The organism is Bacillus sp. NPDC094106 (assembly GCF_044764345.1).
Classification (GTDB): Bacteria; Bacillota; Bacilli; order Bacillales; family Bacillaceae_G; genus Bacillus_A.
Map to the genome: position 1 here is coordinate 114,560 of NZ_JBIWHY010000007.1, position 17,563 is coordinate 132,122.

At 37.2% G+C, this 17,563-nt stretch carries 18 protein-coding genes; 8 read left to right on the top strand and 10 right to left on the bottom strand.

Annotated features, from left to right (window positions below; genetic code table 11):
* Positions 1-36 precede the first annotated feature (36 nt).
* From ACIQ7L_RS12705 to ACIQ7L_RS12730, 6 genes are all read right to left on the bottom strand, one after another.
* Positions 37-1,341 (bottom strand): HD domain-containing protein, encoded by a 1,305-nt coding sequence (locus ACIQ7L_RS12705; RefSeq protein WP_400569555.1) that lies wholly within the window; start codon positions 1,339-1,341, stop codon positions 37-39.
* Between the two features lie 285 nt (positions 1,342-1,626).
* Positions 1,627-2,568, bottom strand: coding sequence for an ABC transporter substrate-binding protein (locus ACIQ7L_RS12710; RefSeq protein WP_400569557.1), 942 nt, complete (start codon positions 2,566-2,568; stop codon positions 1,627-1,629).
* Between the two features lie 198 nt (positions 2,569-2,766).
* The gene (locus ACIQ7L_RS12715) at positions 2,767-3,579 is read right to left on the bottom strand and encodes an ABC transporter ATP-binding protein (RefSeq protein WP_400569559.1); all 813 of its coding nucleotides are present in this window, start codon (positions 3,577-3,579) and stop codon (positions 2,767-2,769) included.
* Positions 3,580-3,594: 15 nt separating this feature from the next.
* Positions 3,595-4,611: a FecCD family ABC transporter permease gene (locus ACIQ7L_RS12720; RefSeq protein WP_400569561.1), complete on the bottom strand. Its 1,017-nt coding sequence runs from the start codon at positions 4,609-4,611 to the stop codon at positions 3,595-3,597.
* Positions 4,608-5,663 (bottom strand): FecCD family ABC transporter permease, encoded by a 1,056-nt coding sequence (locus ACIQ7L_RS12725; protein ID WP_400569563.1) that lies wholly within the window; start codon positions 5,661-5,663, stop codon positions 4,608-4,610. The genes ACIQ7L_RS12720 and ACIQ7L_RS12725 overlap by 4 nt, the downstream gene beginning before the upstream one ends.
* A 520-nt stretch (positions 5,664-6,183) precedes the next feature.
* On the bottom strand, positions 6,184-6,408 hold the full coding sequence (locus ACIQ7L_RS12730; RefSeq protein ID WP_335358351.1) for a YuzB family protein: 225 nt from the start codon (positions 6,406-6,408) through the stop codon (positions 6,184-6,186).
* 279 nt (positions 6,409-6,687) lie between these two features.
* Between ACIQ7L_RS12730 and ACIQ7L_RS12735 the strand changes: the two genes are divergently transcribed.
* Positions 6,688-7,353 (top strand): RsfA family transcriptional regulator, encoded by a 666-nt coding sequence (locus ACIQ7L_RS12735; RefSeq protein WP_400569565.1) that lies wholly within the window; start codon positions 6,688-6,690, stop codon positions 7,351-7,353.
* 75 nt (positions 7,354-7,428) lie between these two features.
* Positions 7,429-8,274, top strand: a complete 846-nt coding sequence (gene lipL, locus ACIQ7L_RS12740; protein ID WP_400569567.1) for an octanoyl-[GcvH]:protein N-octanoyltransferase — start codon at positions 7,429-7,431, stop codon at positions 8,272-8,274.
* 32 nt (positions 8,275-8,306) lie between these two features.
* On the opposite strand, the gene pta is transcribed toward lipL, so the two are convergent.
* Positions 8,307-9,278 carry a phosphate acetyltransferase gene (gene pta, locus ACIQ7L_RS12745; protein ID WP_097898492.1) on the bottom strand — a complete coding sequence of 324 codons (972 nt, stop codon included), beginning with the start codon at positions 9,276-9,278 and terminating at the stop codon, positions 8,307-8,309.
* Between the two features lie 289 nt (positions 9,279-9,567).
* Between pta and hemQ the strand changes: the two genes are divergently transcribed.
* The 4 genes from hemQ (at position 9,568) to gerQ (ending at position 12,880) form a co-directional block, all read left to right on the top strand.
* A complete protein-coding gene (hemQ, locus tag ACIQ7L_RS12750) occupies positions 9,568-10,311 on the top strand; it encodes a hydrogen peroxide-dependent heme synthase (RefSeq protein WP_400569569.1) in 744 nt (247 codons plus the stop codon).
* 194 nt (positions 10,312-10,505) lie between these two features.
* On the top strand, positions 10,506-11,786 hold the full coding sequence (locus ACIQ7L_RS12755) for a serine hydrolase (protein WP_400569571.1): 1,281 nt from the start codon (positions 10,506-10,508) through the stop codon (positions 11,784-11,786).
* 191 nt (positions 11,787-11,977) lie between these two features.
* Positions 11,978-12,400 carry a cell wall hydrolase gene (locus ACIQ7L_RS12760; RefSeq protein ID WP_400569572.1) on the top strand — a complete coding sequence of 141 codons (423 nt, stop codon included), beginning with the start codon at positions 11,978-11,980 and terminating at the stop codon, positions 12,398-12,400.
* A 27-nt stretch (positions 12,401-12,427) separates the two neighbouring features.
* On the top strand, positions 12,428-12,880 hold the full coding sequence (gene gerQ, locus ACIQ7L_RS12765) for a spore coat protein GerQ (RefSeq protein ID WP_400569574.1): 453 nt from the start codon (positions 12,428-12,430) through the stop codon (positions 12,878-12,880).
* 30 nt (positions 12,881-12,910) lie between these two features.
* Here gerQ and ACIQ7L_RS12770 read toward each other — a convergent pair whose 3' ends face one another.
* The 3 genes from ACIQ7L_RS12770 to ACIQ7L_RS12780 form a co-directional block, all read right to left on the bottom strand.
* Positions 12,911-13,279, bottom strand: a complete 369-nt coding sequence (locus ACIQ7L_RS12770; RefSeq protein ID WP_097898497.1) for a DUF423 domain-containing protein — start codon at positions 13,277-13,279, stop codon at positions 12,911-12,913.
* A 63-nt stretch (positions 13,280-13,342) separates the two neighbouring features.
* Positions 13,343-13,630, bottom strand: coding sequence for a YwdI family protein (locus ACIQ7L_RS12775; protein WP_097898498.1), 288 nt, complete (start codon positions 13,628-13,630; stop codon positions 13,343-13,345).
* Positions 13,631-13,648: 18 nt separating this feature from the next.
* The gene (locus ACIQ7L_RS12780; RefSeq protein WP_400569758.1) at positions 13,649-14,629 is read right to left on the bottom strand and encodes a potassium channel family protein; all 981 of its coding nucleotides are present in this window, start codon (positions 14,627-14,629) and stop codon (positions 13,649-13,651) included.
* Positions 14,630-14,917: 288 nt separating this feature from the next.
* Here ACIQ7L_RS12780 and ACIQ7L_RS12785 point away from each other — a divergent pair, with 288 nt between their 5' ends.
* Positions 14,918-16,201, top strand: a complete 1,284-nt coding sequence (locus tag ACIQ7L_RS12785) for a purine/pyrimidine permease (protein ID WP_400569575.1) — start codon at positions 14,918-14,920, stop codon at positions 16,199-16,201.
* Between the two features lie 225 nt (positions 16,202-16,426).
* Positions 16,427-17,248 carry a Cof-type HAD-IIB family hydrolase gene (locus ACIQ7L_RS12790; protein WP_400569577.1) on the top strand — a complete coding sequence of 274 codons (822 nt, stop codon included), beginning with the start codon at positions 16,427-16,429 and terminating at the stop codon, positions 17,246-17,248.
* Positions 17,249-17,563 lie beyond the last annotated feature (315 nt).

Genomic DNA, 17,563 nt, shown 5'->3' on the forward strand with positions numbered 1-17,563 from the left:
GGTTTCTTTAATAAGAAGCAGTCCTCAGACTGCTTCTTATTTCTTTCCTTCTAATAGCTGAATGATTTTTTCTTTATATTTTCCTTTTCTTCCACCTTCATAGATTACATCATGTGGATAAAACAACTTTTGATCCGTTCTCTTCTTACCGGTAATCGCCTCGACAATATCCGATTCACGAGAAAGCTCCCTGAGCTCTCCGTTTGGCATAAGAAGTAAGATTGGAAGACGTTCCTCTTCTTCCCCTGCTCGGTAAAAGTCATACGGTAAATCCGATGTTGAATCAACAACTAAATAGTATTCTGGATCAAGTCCAATTTTTTTGAATAGACTACTTAATTCCATCCAATTATCTAAACCATGCTTCTCTGTAAACTCTACATATTTAAAGAGATTGCGATTCATAAAGCGGCGACATAAATCGCTTAAAATTTGATCGTCTTCATCTTGCCATACTTGGAAGTAGTAATACATTACGTTCTCATCTAGCTTTAAATAATCCTCTACTGTTACTTCTTCTTCAAATAAAGAATAGAAATGAACAGGGTGATACTTAAATGTGTAATACTGCTCATGCAATGTTTTTGCGCGGTGTAAAATTTTTGTTAAAATCACTTCAGCACTCCGCGTTACTGGATGGAAATACACTTGCCAGTACATTTGATAACGGCTCATAATATAATGCTCAACAGCATGCATACCGCTATTTTTAATGACAACTTGATCATCATATGGACGCATAACACGCAGCATACGCTCCATATCAAAATTTCCATACTTTACGCCAGTAAAATAAGCATCTCGCAATAAATAATCCATACGATCTGCATCAATTTGGCTTGAAATCATACTAATAGCTAATTTATTATTAGAAGTCTTAGCAATGACATCTGCCACCTTCTGCGGAAACTCACGGTCCACACGGCTTAACACATCATTGATTTCCGTATTACCAACAATAATTTTTTGAGTAAACTTCTCATGATCTAATGAAAAAACCTTTTCAAACGAATGAGAGAACGGGCCGTGTCCAACATCATGAAGTAATGCTGCACATAAACATAACAATCTATCTTCTGCATTCCAATTTGGCCTGCCATCAAATACATCATCAATCATACGACGAATAATCTCATATACACCTAATGAATGAGTAAAGCGACTATGTTCCGCACCGTGAAATGTAAAAAATGTCGTTCCAAGCTGCTTAATACGGCGCAGACGTTGGAATTCTTTCGTTCCGATTAAATCCCAAATCACGCGATCACGCACGTGTACATATTTATGTACTGGGTCTTTAAACACTTTTGTTTCGCTGAGTTTGTCATTTAAATATACCATTGACATCCCCCTTTCTTTACCGCATTCTTACTTTATTATAAACGAAATAGGAAAGAGAAAGAAATGAAAGACTATATAAAGTGAAACTTTAATCAGTGGGGATTCTTCATCCCCACTGATTATTAGTTGAACCAATCGGGCTTTTACGGGCAATTTATCTCCCACCTAACCTCTTTGCTTTCGACGAATTTTGAGGTGGGAGTATTACTGCCCGTTAATGCGGGATAAATCCCCTAATATAAAGAAAATCACCTTTACCAAAGCAAAAGTGATTTTCTTTATATATTATTTTCCTAAAACAAAATCAGCAACTTCATCTAAAACCATTTCTTTACCAAGCGGGAAGTATCCTTTGTTTAGGTCTTCATTCTTGATTGTAAATACACGGTTGTTCTTAACAGCGTTCATGTTCTTCCAAATTGTTTCTTCTTGGAATTCTTTTAAGCGCTGAGAACCATCGCCAGTTGTAAATACGAATAAGTAATCTGGGTTGTAATCGATTAATGCTTCTTTTTGTACTTGTACGAGCGGTTTGTCAGTTGGTGTACCTTGAACTGCTGGTAATTGTAAGTCTTTAAAGATTACGCTACCGTAACCATAGTCACCATATACGCGGAATGCATTTGGATATGCAGCCATTTCCATGAATTTCGCATCACCAGTTTTTGCAATGATTTTATCATGTAATTTGCTTGCTTTTTCATCATATTTCTTCAACCATGCTGTTGTTTCTTTTTCTTTATCAAAGATTTTACCTAGTTCTTCAAACTTTGGACGCCATTGATCTAGGGGCGTTTTTAACATTACTGTTGGCGCAATTTTAGATAATTGATCATAAATTTTTTCTTGACGATTGTTTACAAGAATTAAATCTGGTTTTGCAGCCGCTACTGCTTCAATGTTAATTTGGTCACCCCAAGCAGATCCAACTGGTTTTACACCTTTTAATTGATCGGCAATATGTGCATCGATTTTTTCTTGGGTTGTATTTGCAGTAATGATTGGTTTCATGCCAAAGATTAATAATTCTTCTGTTGAACCACTAAGGTCAGCAATTTTCTTTGGGTTTGCAGGAATTTTAATTTCCCCTTTTGCATGTTGTACAGTGTGCTCTTCAACCTTCGTATCTGCTTTCTTTTCTTCTTTCTTATCGGAAGAACAAGCTACAAATAGTACAGAAGTAACTACTAGTACCATTGCTAGTAATGCTGCTTTGAATTTCTTCATATTTCCACTCCTTCTGGATATTTCTCTTACAAGTTGTATATAACTATAAGAAACTACAAACAACTTTAAGTTGATATATATTTACTAATTGTTGTATGTAACCCGTCCTAACGGGCGTTCAACTTCCCATCTCGAACGAGAAGCTCAACGTCCATTAGAATGGTCCCTCCTATTAAGAGTAGGAGGGGAATCATTCATCTATGCTTTCTTACGCAATTGATTATTAATCATCATTAAATCGTATGTTAAACAAATCGGTTTACAGTTCACCGGACATGGAACAATTTGTGCTTCAATTTCAAACACTTTACGAAGTGTTTCACTTGTCATAACTTCATCTGGTGTTCCTTGTTTCATTAGCTTGCCAGCTTTTAATGCAATCATATGATCTGAAAAACGAGATGCATGATTTAAATCATGGATAACCATAACAATCGTGCGGCCTTCTTCTTGATTTAACTTCTTCAATAAATTTAATACTTCAAGCTGGTGGGCCATGTCTAAGTATGTTGTCGGTTCATCTAGCACAAGTAAATCCGTTCCTTGCGCAAGAGCCATTGCAATCCATACACGTTGACGTTGACCACCTGATAAAGCTTCCGCTGGACGGTTTGCAAATTCAGTCATCCCGGTTACTTCAAGCGCCCAGTGAATGTAACGATAATCTTCTTCTTTCAACGTGCCAAATCCCTTTTGATGAGGAAAGCGGCCATACGAAACAAGTTCAAACACAGTAAGACCTGTTGGCACTTCTGCAGTCTGTGGTAGAATCGCCATTTTTTTTGCGATTTCTTTTGTCGGCTGCTTCTCAATTGCTTTCCCATCAAGATAAACAGTGCCTCGTTTTGCCTTCAAAATACGAGAAGCTGTTTTTAACAACGTTGATTTCCCGCAGCCATTTGGTCCAATAATCGTTGTCATTTTCCCTTCTGGAATTCCCACCGATAATCCGTCAATAATTAACCCTTCATTATAGCCAACAGATACCGAATCAACCGCTAAAGTTGCCATATAAAAAGCCTCCCTTTATTTTGTCCTCATAAGTAAATAAATGAAATATGGTGCACCAATTACAGAGATAACAAGGCCGACTGGTATTTCTGACGTCGTTAGTACACTTCTTGAAATCAAATCTGCAAATAGCAGCAGAAATGTTCCAATTAATGCCGCTGTTGGCAACATAATTTGATGTTTTCCACCGACAAGGCGCCTCGCTAAATGCGGTGCCATTAAACCAATAAAACCAATTCCACCCGCAACCGCCACAGATGCACCAGCTAAACAAACTGCAATAAATAATAATTTACGTCTTTCTTTTTCTACATTTACCCCAAGACCAACTGCGGCTGAATCTCCTAGGTTCATTACATTTAACACATGCGCTTTACGAATCGCAAGTGGTAAAAAGATGAGCATCCATGGAAGTACACTTAATACAAACTTCCAATCTGTTCCCCATAAACTACCTGCTAACCAAATCGTTGCAAAGCGGAAGTCATTGGATGTCATTTTCATCGAAAAGATTAAATTAACAGCACCAAATCCAGCTGCAACTGCAATACCAACAAGTATTAAACGAGTTGATGAAACACCGTCTTTCCATGCCAGCACGGAAATAATAACTGCTGCTAATATGGCACCGACCAATGCGAAAAATGGAAGAATGAATACAGATAAAAGCGTACCAGTCCCAACTTTTCCGAAAAAGAAATATACGAAAACGACAACCGTTAATCCTGCTCCGGCGTTAATACCAATAATGCCTGGATCAGCGAGTGGATTTCGTGATAAGCCTTGCATAATTGCACCTGATACAGCTAACGCTGAACCAACTAAGATAGCAATAATCATACGTGGCATACGAAATTCAAACAAAATAACTGACTGATCTTCTGCGCCTAGTCCAACCAATGATTTCAATACATCTATTGGTGGTATTTTAAATGTTCCCGTATTTAAGCTAATCAGAAATACGGAAAAGATTAATCCCGCTAAAATTGCTAAAATTGAAATGTTCTTTTTTGTTAAGACACTCATCCTCACATTTTTCCTCTCCCTTCATTACGAGCTAAGTAGAGGAAGAATGGGACACCAATTAATGCTGTAATCGCTCCGATTGGTGTTTCAAATGGTGGATTAATAATTCGCGATAACATATCAGCGCATTCAATTAACAACCCACCTAATACAGCTGAGCATGGGATAACCCACCTATAATCTGATCCAACAAGAAAACGCGTCATGTGCGGAATGACAAGTCCAACAAATCCAACTGATCCTGCCATTGATACGGCTGAACCTGTTAACACAAGAACAAGCACTGTTCCAATAAATTTGATAAGCGTTGTATTTTGACCAAGCCCAATCGCAATTTCTTCACCAAAACTCAAAATTGTAATGTATCTCGACATCATAATTGCTATAACGAGACAAACCATTCCGATTGGCAATAACATATCAATACTTTCCCACTTCACACCAGAAACACCGCCTGCATTCCACATACTCACCTCTTGAGAAAGGTTGAAATACAAAGCAATTCCAGAAGAAACAGCACCAAGTAAAGCACTGATTGCTGCCCCAGCTAACGCTAACTTAACAGGTGTTAATCCGCCTGGTGAAGAAGCACCAATACCGTATACAATACTTGCACCAAATGCTGCTCCAACGAAAGAAGCAATAACAAACATTAAATATGGCGAATTTGGGAAAAATGCATACATAATTGCAATCCCAAACACAGCTCCATCAGTAATCCCCATTAATGATGGCGATGCGAGTGGATTTCGCGTCATCCCTTGCATAATTGCACCTGATACAGCTAAAAAAGCACCTGCGACCACGCCACCAATTGCTCTAGGCATACGAAGCTCCCAAATAACATTGTGATGTGTTAAAGACCCATCAAACTGAAAGACAGCTTGCCATACAGTCTTCAAACTAATATCTGCTGCTCCAAATGAAATAGAAACAGCCATGCTTAAAGCTAATAAAATTGTGCCTGCTATTAAAATAATAGAAGCAATGAGCGGTCTACTCTTAACCTCTTTGACATTCACTTCTTGTTGTTCTATACTCCTCGCGCTTGCTTCCATCCCTCAACCATCCTAACCAACAACGTATATTTAACAAAATGAGATTTATTCTCAATAAACACCAAAAAGAAAAGTGGGATTACCCACTATCCATTTTAATTTTTCGACATCTAAATCCCTGCTATGCAGAATAAAAAGTAACCTACACTCGTTTGCTCTTTCTGTTTTTACTTCGCATGTGGCAGAAAAGGGCCCTGACCGATTCTATGCATGGCCAGATGCTCTCTCCCACCTAAAAAGAGGAGTGTTATGTCGGTTTTTTAATTGATGTATGTATGCATTTGATAATGATTATCATGATCATATACTTCATTCTACCTATTACTCCAAAAGACTGTCAACCATTATTTTGTAATATAAAACTAATGTACTTGGTATAAAACCAATCTCATAATATAAAGTTTACCCGCTAATACGTCGCCAATTGATACCATTTACCTTTTTCTTCCCCTTGTTTTGGAATGATTTCCAGCTTTAATTGCATAAAAAAAGAAGAGTAAAATGTTCACTCTTCCTTTTCTTACTTATTTAATTTTGCCTCGATTTTCTTAATCAGTTCATCTTCATTTGGCGCTGCAACTGGACGGTTATTCACAAAAGCGAATGATTTTTTACGACCTGGCCCACAATAAGATTGACATCCAACTTCAATACTTGCACATGAATCTACCTTTTTGAGCTTTGGTATCAACGTCTTAATGTTCGTTGCCTGACAATCATCACACACACGAAATTCGTTTCCCATTATATATAACACTTCCTCTATTTTAAACTTTTCACAAGTACATTTAACAATAAACACTAAATGGTATTTTACCGCTCTTTGGTGCTCGATGCAAGTCTTCCATTGTAGTCCTAACCCTTGCTTTTCCATTTATTTTTCCCTTCATAAGCTTCTGTCATTCGTACATATATTTCTTACCTTCATCAAAATCTACCATATTTTTAAAAGCTTTGTATAAAAGCAATTTTTTTTGCCCATTATAAAAATAGGAAGTTCATAAAAAGAAAGGGAGTTGAATCTATGAAAGTAAGACAAGATGCTTGGACAGATGAAGACGATTTATTACTTGCTGAAACCGTCCTTCGCCATGTTCGAGAGGGAAGTACACAATTAAATGCATTTGAAGAAGTTGGAGATCAATTAAATCGTACATCAGCGGCTTGTGGTTTTCGTTGGAACGCTGTTGTCCGCTACAGCTATGAGCAAGCTCTTCAGCTAGCAAAAAAACATCGTAAAGATAAAATGCGTTCTGCTGGTGGTGAACAAGCGAAAAAACGCCTGCTTTATACCCCTCCAGCTTCAGCAGTAATAACTGCCCATGACGAACCAGTTACAAAAGAAGCTATTCCATATTCGGAGCCATCTGTTTCTAAAACTTCTCTAACAATGCAAGATGTCATTTACTTCTTACAAACAGTTGGATCTTCAAACGTAAAAGTAACGGCACTTGAAAACGAGAATACGAGATTAAAACAAGAATTAAAAGCACAAGTGCTTCGCAATGAAGAATTAGAAACGAAACTGGAAAAACTAGAACAACAATCTAATACAGTACAAGAAGATTATGAAACGCTCATGAATATTATGAACCGCGCTCGTAAATTAGCATTAATGGATGACGAAGAGCGTGCACAAACTTCTTTCCGAATGGACCGAAACGGGAATTTAGAAAAAATTGCAGAATAAAAAGGATGCGCTAACCGCATCCTTTTTATTTTGTTATAATAAAGATTGTCATTTTATAGATAAGGGGTTAGTTATATGAGCAATTCCCGTTCGATTTTATCTCAACCAGAGTGGCGTATTGTTGATCAGTCTAGCTTAGGACCGACATTTCATGCTCTGCAGTCATTCGCAATGGATGACACACTATGCACGACAATCGGAAATGGTACCTCTGCTTCAGCAATGCGTTCTTGGGTTCATTACAATACAATTGTTCTTGGCATTCAAGATTCTCGTCTTCCTCATTTACAGGAAGGGATTTCTTTTTTAAAACAGAAGAATTTCAATGTTATTGTTCGTAATTCAGGTGGTCTTGCAGTCGTACTTGATGAAGGGGTTTTAAATGTATCACTTCTATTCCAAGAAACAGAAAAGGGAATTGATATCGACCTTGGATACGATACAATGTGGCATTTAATCAAAGAAATGTTAAAGGATTACGATGTCGATATCGAGGCAAAAGAAATCGTTGGCTCTTATTGTCCTGGCAGCTATGATTTAAGCATTCGCAATCAGAAATTCGCGGGTATTTCACAGCGCCGCATTCGCGGAGGTGTAGCTGTACAAATTTACTTATGTGCTACAGGAAGTGGCTCCGAACGCGCGGCACTTGTTCGTGATTTTTACAACTTAGCAATCCAAGGTGAAGAAACAAAATTTACGTATCCAGAAATTGTACCAAGTACAATGGCTTCATTATCTGAACTACTTGGTGAAACGATTACCGTTCAAGACTTAATGATGCGCCTTTTAAAAACATTACAGCATTTCGCACCAAAATTAACACCATCACAATTAACAGTTGATGAAATTCCATTATACGAAATGAATTTACAGCGTATCATCGATCGTAATAACAAAGCACTTAATCTTGAGAAATAAGAAAAACCCCGCTACATAGCGGGGTTTTTCAATTATAGTGCTTGAGCTGCTGTAATTAAAGCTAACTTGTACACTTCTTCTTCGTTACAACCACGAGATAAATCGTTTACTGGCATATTTAAGCCTTGTAAGATTGGTCCTACTGCTTCAAATTTACCTAGGCGTTGTGCAATTTTGTAACCGATATTACCAGCTTCTAAGCTTGGGAATACGAATACGTTAGCATCACCTTTAATAACAGAACCTGGTGCTTTTTTCTCAGCTACAGATGGTACGAATGCAGCATCAAATTGGAACTCTCCATCTAATGTTAATTCAGGAGCCATTTCTTTTGCAATGCGAGTTGCTTCTACAACTTTTTCTGTTTCTGGAGATTTCGCAGAACCTTTTGTAGAGAAACTTAACATTGCAACGCGTGGATCAATGCCGAATAATTCAGCTGTCTTTGCACTTTCAATACCAATTTCAGCTAAATCTTGACTGTTTGGTGCAATATTGATTGCACAGTCAGCGAATACATATTTCTCATCTTCGCGTACCATGATAAATACGCCTGAAGTTTTTGTAACGCCTGGTTTTGTTTTAATGATTTGAAGTGCTGGACGAACTGTGTCAGCTGTAGAATGAGCTGCACCACTTACTAAACCGTGTGCTTTACCCATGTATACAAGCATTGTACCGAAGTAGTTTTCGTCTTTAAGGATTTTGCGAGCATCTTCTTCTGTTGCTTTACCTTTACGGCGTTCAACGAAAGACGCTACCATCGCATCCATTTCTTCGTATGTAGCTGGATCGTAAATATCAACGCCTGCTAATGTTAAATTCATGCTAGCAGCTTTTGCGCTAATTTCTTCTTTATTACCAACTAAGATTGGTTTTACTAATTCTTCTTTTGCTAAACGCTCTGCAGCGCCTAAGATTCTTTCATCAGTTCCTTCAGGAAGTACAATAGAAATGCCTTTTCCTTGAACTTTTTCTTTTACTGTTGTAAATAAATCGCTCACAAATAAACCCTCCTACAAATGTTAAAAAAACTCTACCTTTAAGAATACTTCTTTTCATCTATATTTTAAACTTATAGCTCCTAAAAAATAGGCAAAATTAAAATGATTATATTTTCGCAAAATTCAGTTGGTTGATTTTCCATCTATCTATGGATATAAAGACATATACACTCCTCTTTCTAGCATTTTCAATTGTGACAATTTTATGCACCAAAGCTTTACATAGGTAACTTTAAAACTATATATGCTATAGTTAACGTGTAAAATATCATTAACTGAGGTGAATCGAATGAGCGAAGCAGCAAAAACGTTAGATGGTTGGTATTGTTTACATGATTTACGTTCTATCGACTGGGCAGCATGGAAAACATTATCTAGTGACGAACGTGAACAAGCAATGTTTGAATTTTTAAACATCATCGAGAAATGGAATAAAACTGCGTCTGCAAAACAAGGTAGCCATGCAATGTATACCGTTGTTGGTCAAAAAGCTGATATTATGTTTATGATTTTACGTCCAACAATGGAAGAATTAAATGAAATTGAAACAGAATTAAACAAAACAACATTAGCCGAATATATGGTTCCTGCATACTCTTACGTATCTGTTGTTGAACTAAGTAACTACCTTCCAGCTGATGAAGATCCATACCAAAACCCACAAATCTTAGCACGCTTATACCCTGAATTACCAGCAGCAAATCACATTTGCTTCTACCCAATGGACAAGCGTCGTCAAGGTGATGACAACTGGTACATGCTTCCGATGGAAGAACGCAAAAAGCTTATGTACAGTCACGGCAAAATCGGTCGTCAATATGCAGGTAAAGTACGCCAAGTTATTACAGGTTCTGTTGGTTTTGATGATTATGAGTGGGGTGTAACACTATTCGCTGATGACATCCTTCAATTTAAAAAACTTGTATATGAAATGCGCTTCGATGAAGTAAGTGCTCGTTATGGTGAATTTGGAACATTCTTCGTTGGAAACATTTTACCAAGCGAAAAAGTGGCAAAATTTTTATACGTATAATACAAAAAAGGAACGAAATTCGTTCCTTTTTCTTTATATTCCACAATTCTTCTCCAAAAATCCGCTATTTTCGTCAAATTAAAACAAGAATGGACAAAATCTTGTCAAATTTCCTGTTAAATTATAACCTTTTCATATTCAAAATTATGCTAAAATGGTACGAGCTATATGCTAATAACGATGCGAAGGTGATAATGTATATGAGGAAAATCTTATCTATTTTACTAGTGTTTCTATTGTCATTTTCTTCCTTAGGAGTAACAACCTCCCATGCAGAAGAAAAAATACATATAGACGCTGCCGCTACTATTCTTTTCGATGCAGACACAGGAAAAGTACTCCACGAACAAAACCCAGATGAACTACTGGCCATTGCTAGTATGTCAAAACTCATGGTTATTTATTCCGTTTTAGAAGCGATTAAAGAAGGAAAAATTACCTGGGATACAAAAGTAAACATCTCTGATTATGCTTATGAAATTTCCCGTAACAATGAATTTTCGAACGTTCCTTTCGAAAAAGGAAGACAATATACAGTGAGAGAATTATATCATTCTATTATTATCTTCTCTGCAAATGGATCTAGTGTTGCGCTAGCAGAACTTCTTGCAGGAAGTGAAAAAAATTTCTTGAATCTTGCAAATGAACATGCGAAAAAACTAGGGTTAAAGAAATATAAATTTGTAAACGCTACAGGATTAAATAATGCTGATTTAAAAGGAAAACACCCTGAAGGAACAGATCCGAACGGAGAAAACTCCTTATCAGCTCGCGATATGGGTATTTTAGCGAGAACAATTATTACAAAGTATCCAGAAATACTAGAGGATACAAAACAAAGATTTAGAAACTTTCCAGATAACCACCCACTTCCAATTCGTATGGAAAACTGGAACTGGATGCTACCAGGCGCTGCCTTTGCTTACGAAGGGACAGACGGTTTAAAAACGGGAAGTTCAGATACAGCTGGGTATGGATTTACAATTACCGCAAAACGCGGTGACTTACGTCTTATCTCCGTTATTATTAAGACAAAATCAATGGACGAACGCTTCACAGAATCTCGTGCGTTAATTGATTACGGTTTTAATAACTTTGAAAAACAGAAATTAAAAATAGATAGAAATAACACAATTCCTGTTGTAAAAGGGAAAGAAGATTATGTAACTGTGACACCTGAAAAAGAAATAACGGTAATCACAAAAAAGGGCAGCAAACCACCTTACAAAATTTCTACTGAGGCGGATCAATCACTTGCTGAGGATGGGAAATTAGTCGCACCTATTAAAAAAGATGCAAAAGTAGGTTCACTTGTTTTAGAATCAACTGATCAATATGGATTCCTAGACGGAAGTAAAAACATGAAAATCACTGCAAAAACAACAGAAGAAGTAGAAAAGGCACATTGGTTCGTATTAACAATGCGGTCCATTGGTGGCTTCTTCTCAAATATGTGGTCAAAATTATTTGGATAATAAAAAAGCTAGCATTGCTAGCTTTTTTATTATGTTTCTCCTTCTAATACTAAAATTACTCTCCCTAAAAGTTTGTTTGATTGTCATATCTGAGTCCTTTTCCTCATACGTATGAACTAGTAATTGTTCCACACTTCACCTAGAAATAAACCTCTTTCTCTAATGCAATCCCAAAAGAGAGGTGAGACATAATGGCTGTTATCGCCCATACAGGCGAAGAAGTAAAATTATTAGCTAGGCTTATGCGTGCTGAAGCTGAAGGGGAAGGGCAACAAGGCATGTTGATGGTTGGAAATGTTGGTGTCAATCGCGTTCTTGGAAATTGTTTAGATTTTAAATCAATCCGAAATTTACGCCAAATGGTTTTTCAAAGTCCTGGTGGATTCGAAGCAACTCAGAAAGGGTACTTTTATCAACGGGCACGAGAACAAGACATCGCCCTTGCAAGACGTACAATTCAAGGGCAACGCTTTTGGCCTGCAAATTTCGCCTTATGGTTCTTTCGTCCGGCTGGTGCTTGTCCACCAACTTGGTATAACCAGGAAAATTCAGGGCGTTTTAAAAACCACTGCTTCTTTCAACCATCCGGCGAGGACTGCCCAGGTGTATATTAAAGAATGAAAACAGGGAGGGATTTTTGAATGGCACAGCAACAAAATCCATACTATGGAACGGGGTTTTATCAACCTTCAGGGGGATATATGCAACCACAACAACAAATGACGCCCCAGCAGCAGCAAGCTATGCAACAACAAGCTATGCAGCAACAAGCTATGCAGCAACCAACTGCTCAAGCACAACTTGCAGCATCTCAAGGTATGCTCCCACTAGAACAATCGTATATTGAAAATATCCTTCGCTTAAACAAAGGAAAACCAGCAACTTTTGTTATGACATATGAGCGCGGTAGTTCGCTTGGCACACAATCCTATACAGGTATTATTGAAGCAGCTGGACGTGATCACATTATCGTCAGTGAACCAAAATCCGGAAAAAGATACTTACTACTTATGATTTACTTGGATTATGTAGAATTCCCTGGAGAAATTACGTATTTTCCTACCCAACCAGCAACCTATGCTCCAAGATCATAAACAAAAGCTGGCAAATGCCAGCTTTTGTTTTTATAAACCTTTTACAACTGCGGTTCCTAGTAAAATCCATCCTACAATAAATGCTACACCACCAAGCGGTGTAATCGGTCCAAAAAATTTAATACCCGTTGTACTTAATGCATATAGGCTACCAGAGAACATGATAATTCCAGCTACCATAAACCAGCCTGCCGCACTTAAAAGAGAAGATTGAATTTTATCCATTAATAACGCAACAACGAACAATCCCCCCGCATGAAACATTTGATATGTAACTCCTGTCTTCCACACTTCTAACATTTTTGCAGAAATCTTGTTTTCTAAGCCATGCGCCCCGAAAGCCCCTAATGCGACAGATAAACCAGCTGCAATACAACCTAATAAGAAGAAAATTTTCATTAGAATTCCCCTTTTTATCTTTATGATAAGAAATTTTCACATATAAGCCAAACAATTTAACCTTTAAAAATCAAATAAAGAACTCCCATTTGCATCTGCTTCTTTCATATATACAGGTTCTCCGGAAACTGATACTACCTGCTGAGTTGTTGTCATTGGATGAGATGTTATCACTTGTGGCTGTAGTTTTGGTTCTACATACCTACTAGAATCAATCTGTTCGTCTAACAGTAAATCGCATAAAGCACGAACAACTGATAGATGTTCCTTCGCTTTTTGTCCTTCACTACTTTTTGCTTTTGCAATTTCATTTGCCATTTTATTTAAAATCTTCTCGCTAGATACTTGCATCCCTTGTCACCTCTTACTTTATAGTTCTTTATCAAATTGCTCCAATCTTTCTACTGGACCAAATACTATTATCATATCACGTTCTTGTAATTTTTCCTGCCCTGTTGGATTATGGATAATATCCCCATCCCTTAAAATCGCTAAAATTGTAACATCAAATTGATTTCTTACATTACTTTCCAGCAAAGTTTTTCCAATTAAAATAGAGCCTTTTCCAATTTGAACTTCTTCTATCGCAAAGGACTGCTCTATTCCATAAAGCACTGTATCAATATAATGAACCGTTAGTGGATTTGCAATACCTTTTGCAATATGGATTCCAGCCATACTAGATGGATTAATAACTTTAGTCGCACCAGCACGACGTAATTTCCCTTCCGTTTCTGGCTTTTCGGCTCTAGCTACAATTTTAATCTTACTATTAAGCCCCCTTGCCGTTAATGTAATAAATACATTTTCAGCATCATTTGCAACAATCGCCACTAAGCCAGCAGCCCTCGTAATTCCAGCCTTAATTAATACCTGATCTTCAGTAGCATCACCATGTACATACAAAAGTTTTTCCTTCTCTAGTACCTCTCCATCTCTATCAACAACCACAAAAGGAATCTTCTTTTCCTGTAATTCGTTTACAACTTGAAGTCCTACTCTACCACAACCACATACAATAATATGATCTTGTAACTGTGCGATTTGCTTATCCATTTTTCTCCTCCTCACTGCATGAAATAAATTCCCCTCAATAATCATCGCCGCTACTACCCCGATTGCATATGTAACAATTCCTACCCCAACTGGTATGATGAGAAGTGCGAAAATCTTCCCAGCTTGCGTTAGCGGAACTGCATCCCCGTATCCAACCGTCAATACTGTAATCATCGTCATCCAAAAAGCTTGAAACAAACTGATTTCTTCTATTATCATAAATCCAGTTGTTCCAAGGGTTACAACGAAACACATACATATCACTGCTATCAATAATTGCCTGCGTGCATTCATATCGTTCTTCAACTCTTTTCCCTATCTATATAAATCCATTTTAATTTTTCGACATCTAAATCCCTGCTATGCAGAATAAAAAGTAGCCTACACTCGTTTGCTCGTTCTATTTTTACTTCGCATGTGGCAGAAAAGTGCCCTGACCGCTTCTATGTATGCCAGATGCGCTCTCCCACCTAAAAAGAGGGGTTTTATGTCGTTTTTTAATTGATGTATATATACAATCTTTGCCAGAGGAAATGAAATACGTATATACTAGAAACGGAATCTATGAAAGAGGTTGATATCATGAAAACATTTCTTTCCGCCGTGCAATGGGCATTATTTATTTTGGCCGGAAGTCTCATTGTACCAATTAGTGTAGCCACTAGTTATGGACTCGATGGCGCTGAAGCTATTGCATTTGTACAACGAACATTATTTGTTCTTGGTTTTGCGGGCCTCCTGCAAGCTATATTTGGTCATAAGCTACCTATTCAAGAAGGTCCTGCTGGTCTTTGGTGGGGTGTCTTCTCTCTTTATACAAGTTTAGGAATCGTACTATTTGGATCAAATAATGAAACACTCCGCGTCTTGCAGTACGCTTTCCTGTTAAGCGGTATCATTTGTATTATCCTTAGTATTTTTGGACTTGTTGATAAGCTCGTTCGTTATTTCACACCAACAGTAATTGGAACTTATTTATTTCTTCTTGTTGCTCAGCTTAGTGGCTCTTTCTTAAAAGGAATGTTTGGCCTTGACGGACAACATACTGAAGTGCAAGTAAACGTATTCATTCTTTCACTCATTGTTATTTTACTATCTTTTTTCATTATGAAGCTACCTATTATTGGGCAATACTCTGTTCTTTTTAGCATTGTCTTTGGATGGATTTTATTTGCATGCTTTGGATTATCCAATCCAATTGCACCTGTAACAGATATCATTCGTCTCCCATCCCTATTTGTTTTTGGAACACCTCGCATTGAATGGAATATGGCAATTACCGTTATCTTTGTCACACTACTTCTCCTAACAAACATGTTAGCAAGTATTCGTGTTGTTCAAAAGGTTGTTTCTAAATATGAAGAAGATACAGTTCAAGACCGCTTTAAACAGGCTGGTATTATAACAGGGATTAATCAATTGCTAGGGGGACTTTTCTCCGCGATTGGTCCTGTAGCTATTTCAGGATCAGCTGGATTTATCGCAACAACAAATATTTATAAGAGGCTTCCTTTTATGTTAGGATCAATTTTCATCATTTTAATTAGTATATTTCCAAAGATTACTTCATTCTTTGCAGCGATTCCTGTTGCTGTTGGATATGCGGCCATTTATCCTGTATTTGCAAGTATGATTGGTCTTGCTTTCCGTGAATATGACACTGTGGAAAATAAAGAGCGTTTATTCCGCGTTGCTGGCCTATCTCTCTTCACAGGAATCGGAGTTATGTTTGTTCCATCACAGGCATTTTCTACCCTTCCGCCATTTTTAGCATCCTTTTTAAGCAATGGCCTTGTACTCGGTTCTGTCATGGCTATTTTACTTGAAGTTTTATTTTCCCGTTCAAAGGAAAAACAACCATCATAAATTGGAAAACTTCCATTATTGCACTCTATTTTCAGAGTTGTTACGATAGGTATAAATTATCATGGGCAATACGCCCATGATAATTTATACTAACAATACAGTCACCTTCTTAACTTCATTTAAAGAGGTTCGATGTCTTACTATTTATTATTTATTCCTCAATCTCTTCATCAAAAATTTTTAGCAACACCAATTATTATTTAAACAAAGAAAGGAACTTTCTATATGTCTTATAAAATGATTGTTTTAGATTTAGATGATACTTTACTACGTGATGACCATACGATTTCAGAGCGTACAAAACAGGCTTTAATGACCGCTCAAGAACAAGGTGTAAAAGTTGTACTTGCTTCTGGCCGCCCAACATTTGGTATGCGTCATGTTGCAGAGGAACTTCGTTTAGAAGAATACGGAAGTTTCATCCTATCATTTAACGGCGCAAAAATTATTAATTGTAAAACAAATGAGGAACTATTCAGCAGTACACTATCTCCTGAAATCGTTCATAATCTATATGAAATTAGTAAAGAAGAAGATGTTTGGATCCATACGTATATGGGCGATGATATTGTAACTGAAGAAAATAATCCATATACAGAAATTGAAGGCAATCTTACAGGTATGCCAATTATTGAAGTAGACAGCTTTATCGCTGCTGTACAAGAGCCTGTTGTAAAAGTATTAATGAATAAAGAAGCTGAACGCCTTGTAGAAGTAGAAAAGAAACTTCAAAAACAACTAGAAGGAAAACTAAGTGTAATGCGTTCAAAACCATACTTCTTAGAGTTCACGGAAGCTGGTGTTACAAAGGGAACAAGCTTACACCAACTCATTCAAAAACTTGGTATTAAACGTGAAGAAGTAATCGCAATGGGCGATAGCTATAACGATCAAGCAATGATTGAATTCGCTGGTCTTGGCGTTGCGATGGGTAATGCACCAGATGATATTAAAGAAATTGCAAACTACGTAACTGATACAAATATGAACGATGGTGTTGCAAAAGTTGTAGAGAAATTTGTACTAAAAACCGAAGTTCTTGTTTAATATATATGATTTTTCAACATACAAGTCACGGCTAGGGAGAACAAAAGGTGACCTATACTCACTTTCTCCTTTTGTTTTCACTCGGCATGGGGCTAAAAAAGGTACTGACCGCTTCTATACATGGGCGGATGCTCTCTCCCATCTAAAAAGAGAGGTTTTATATCAGTTTTTCAATCCGTATTTATATAAATCCGTGCACAAAACCTATTTGAAGTCAAATACTTCAAATAGGTTTTTCTTTAAATACAAGTAGCTTTGTGAAGATATTTTGAACTTTGCACCATTTCCATAGTGCAAAGTTTGTTTTTGTATATA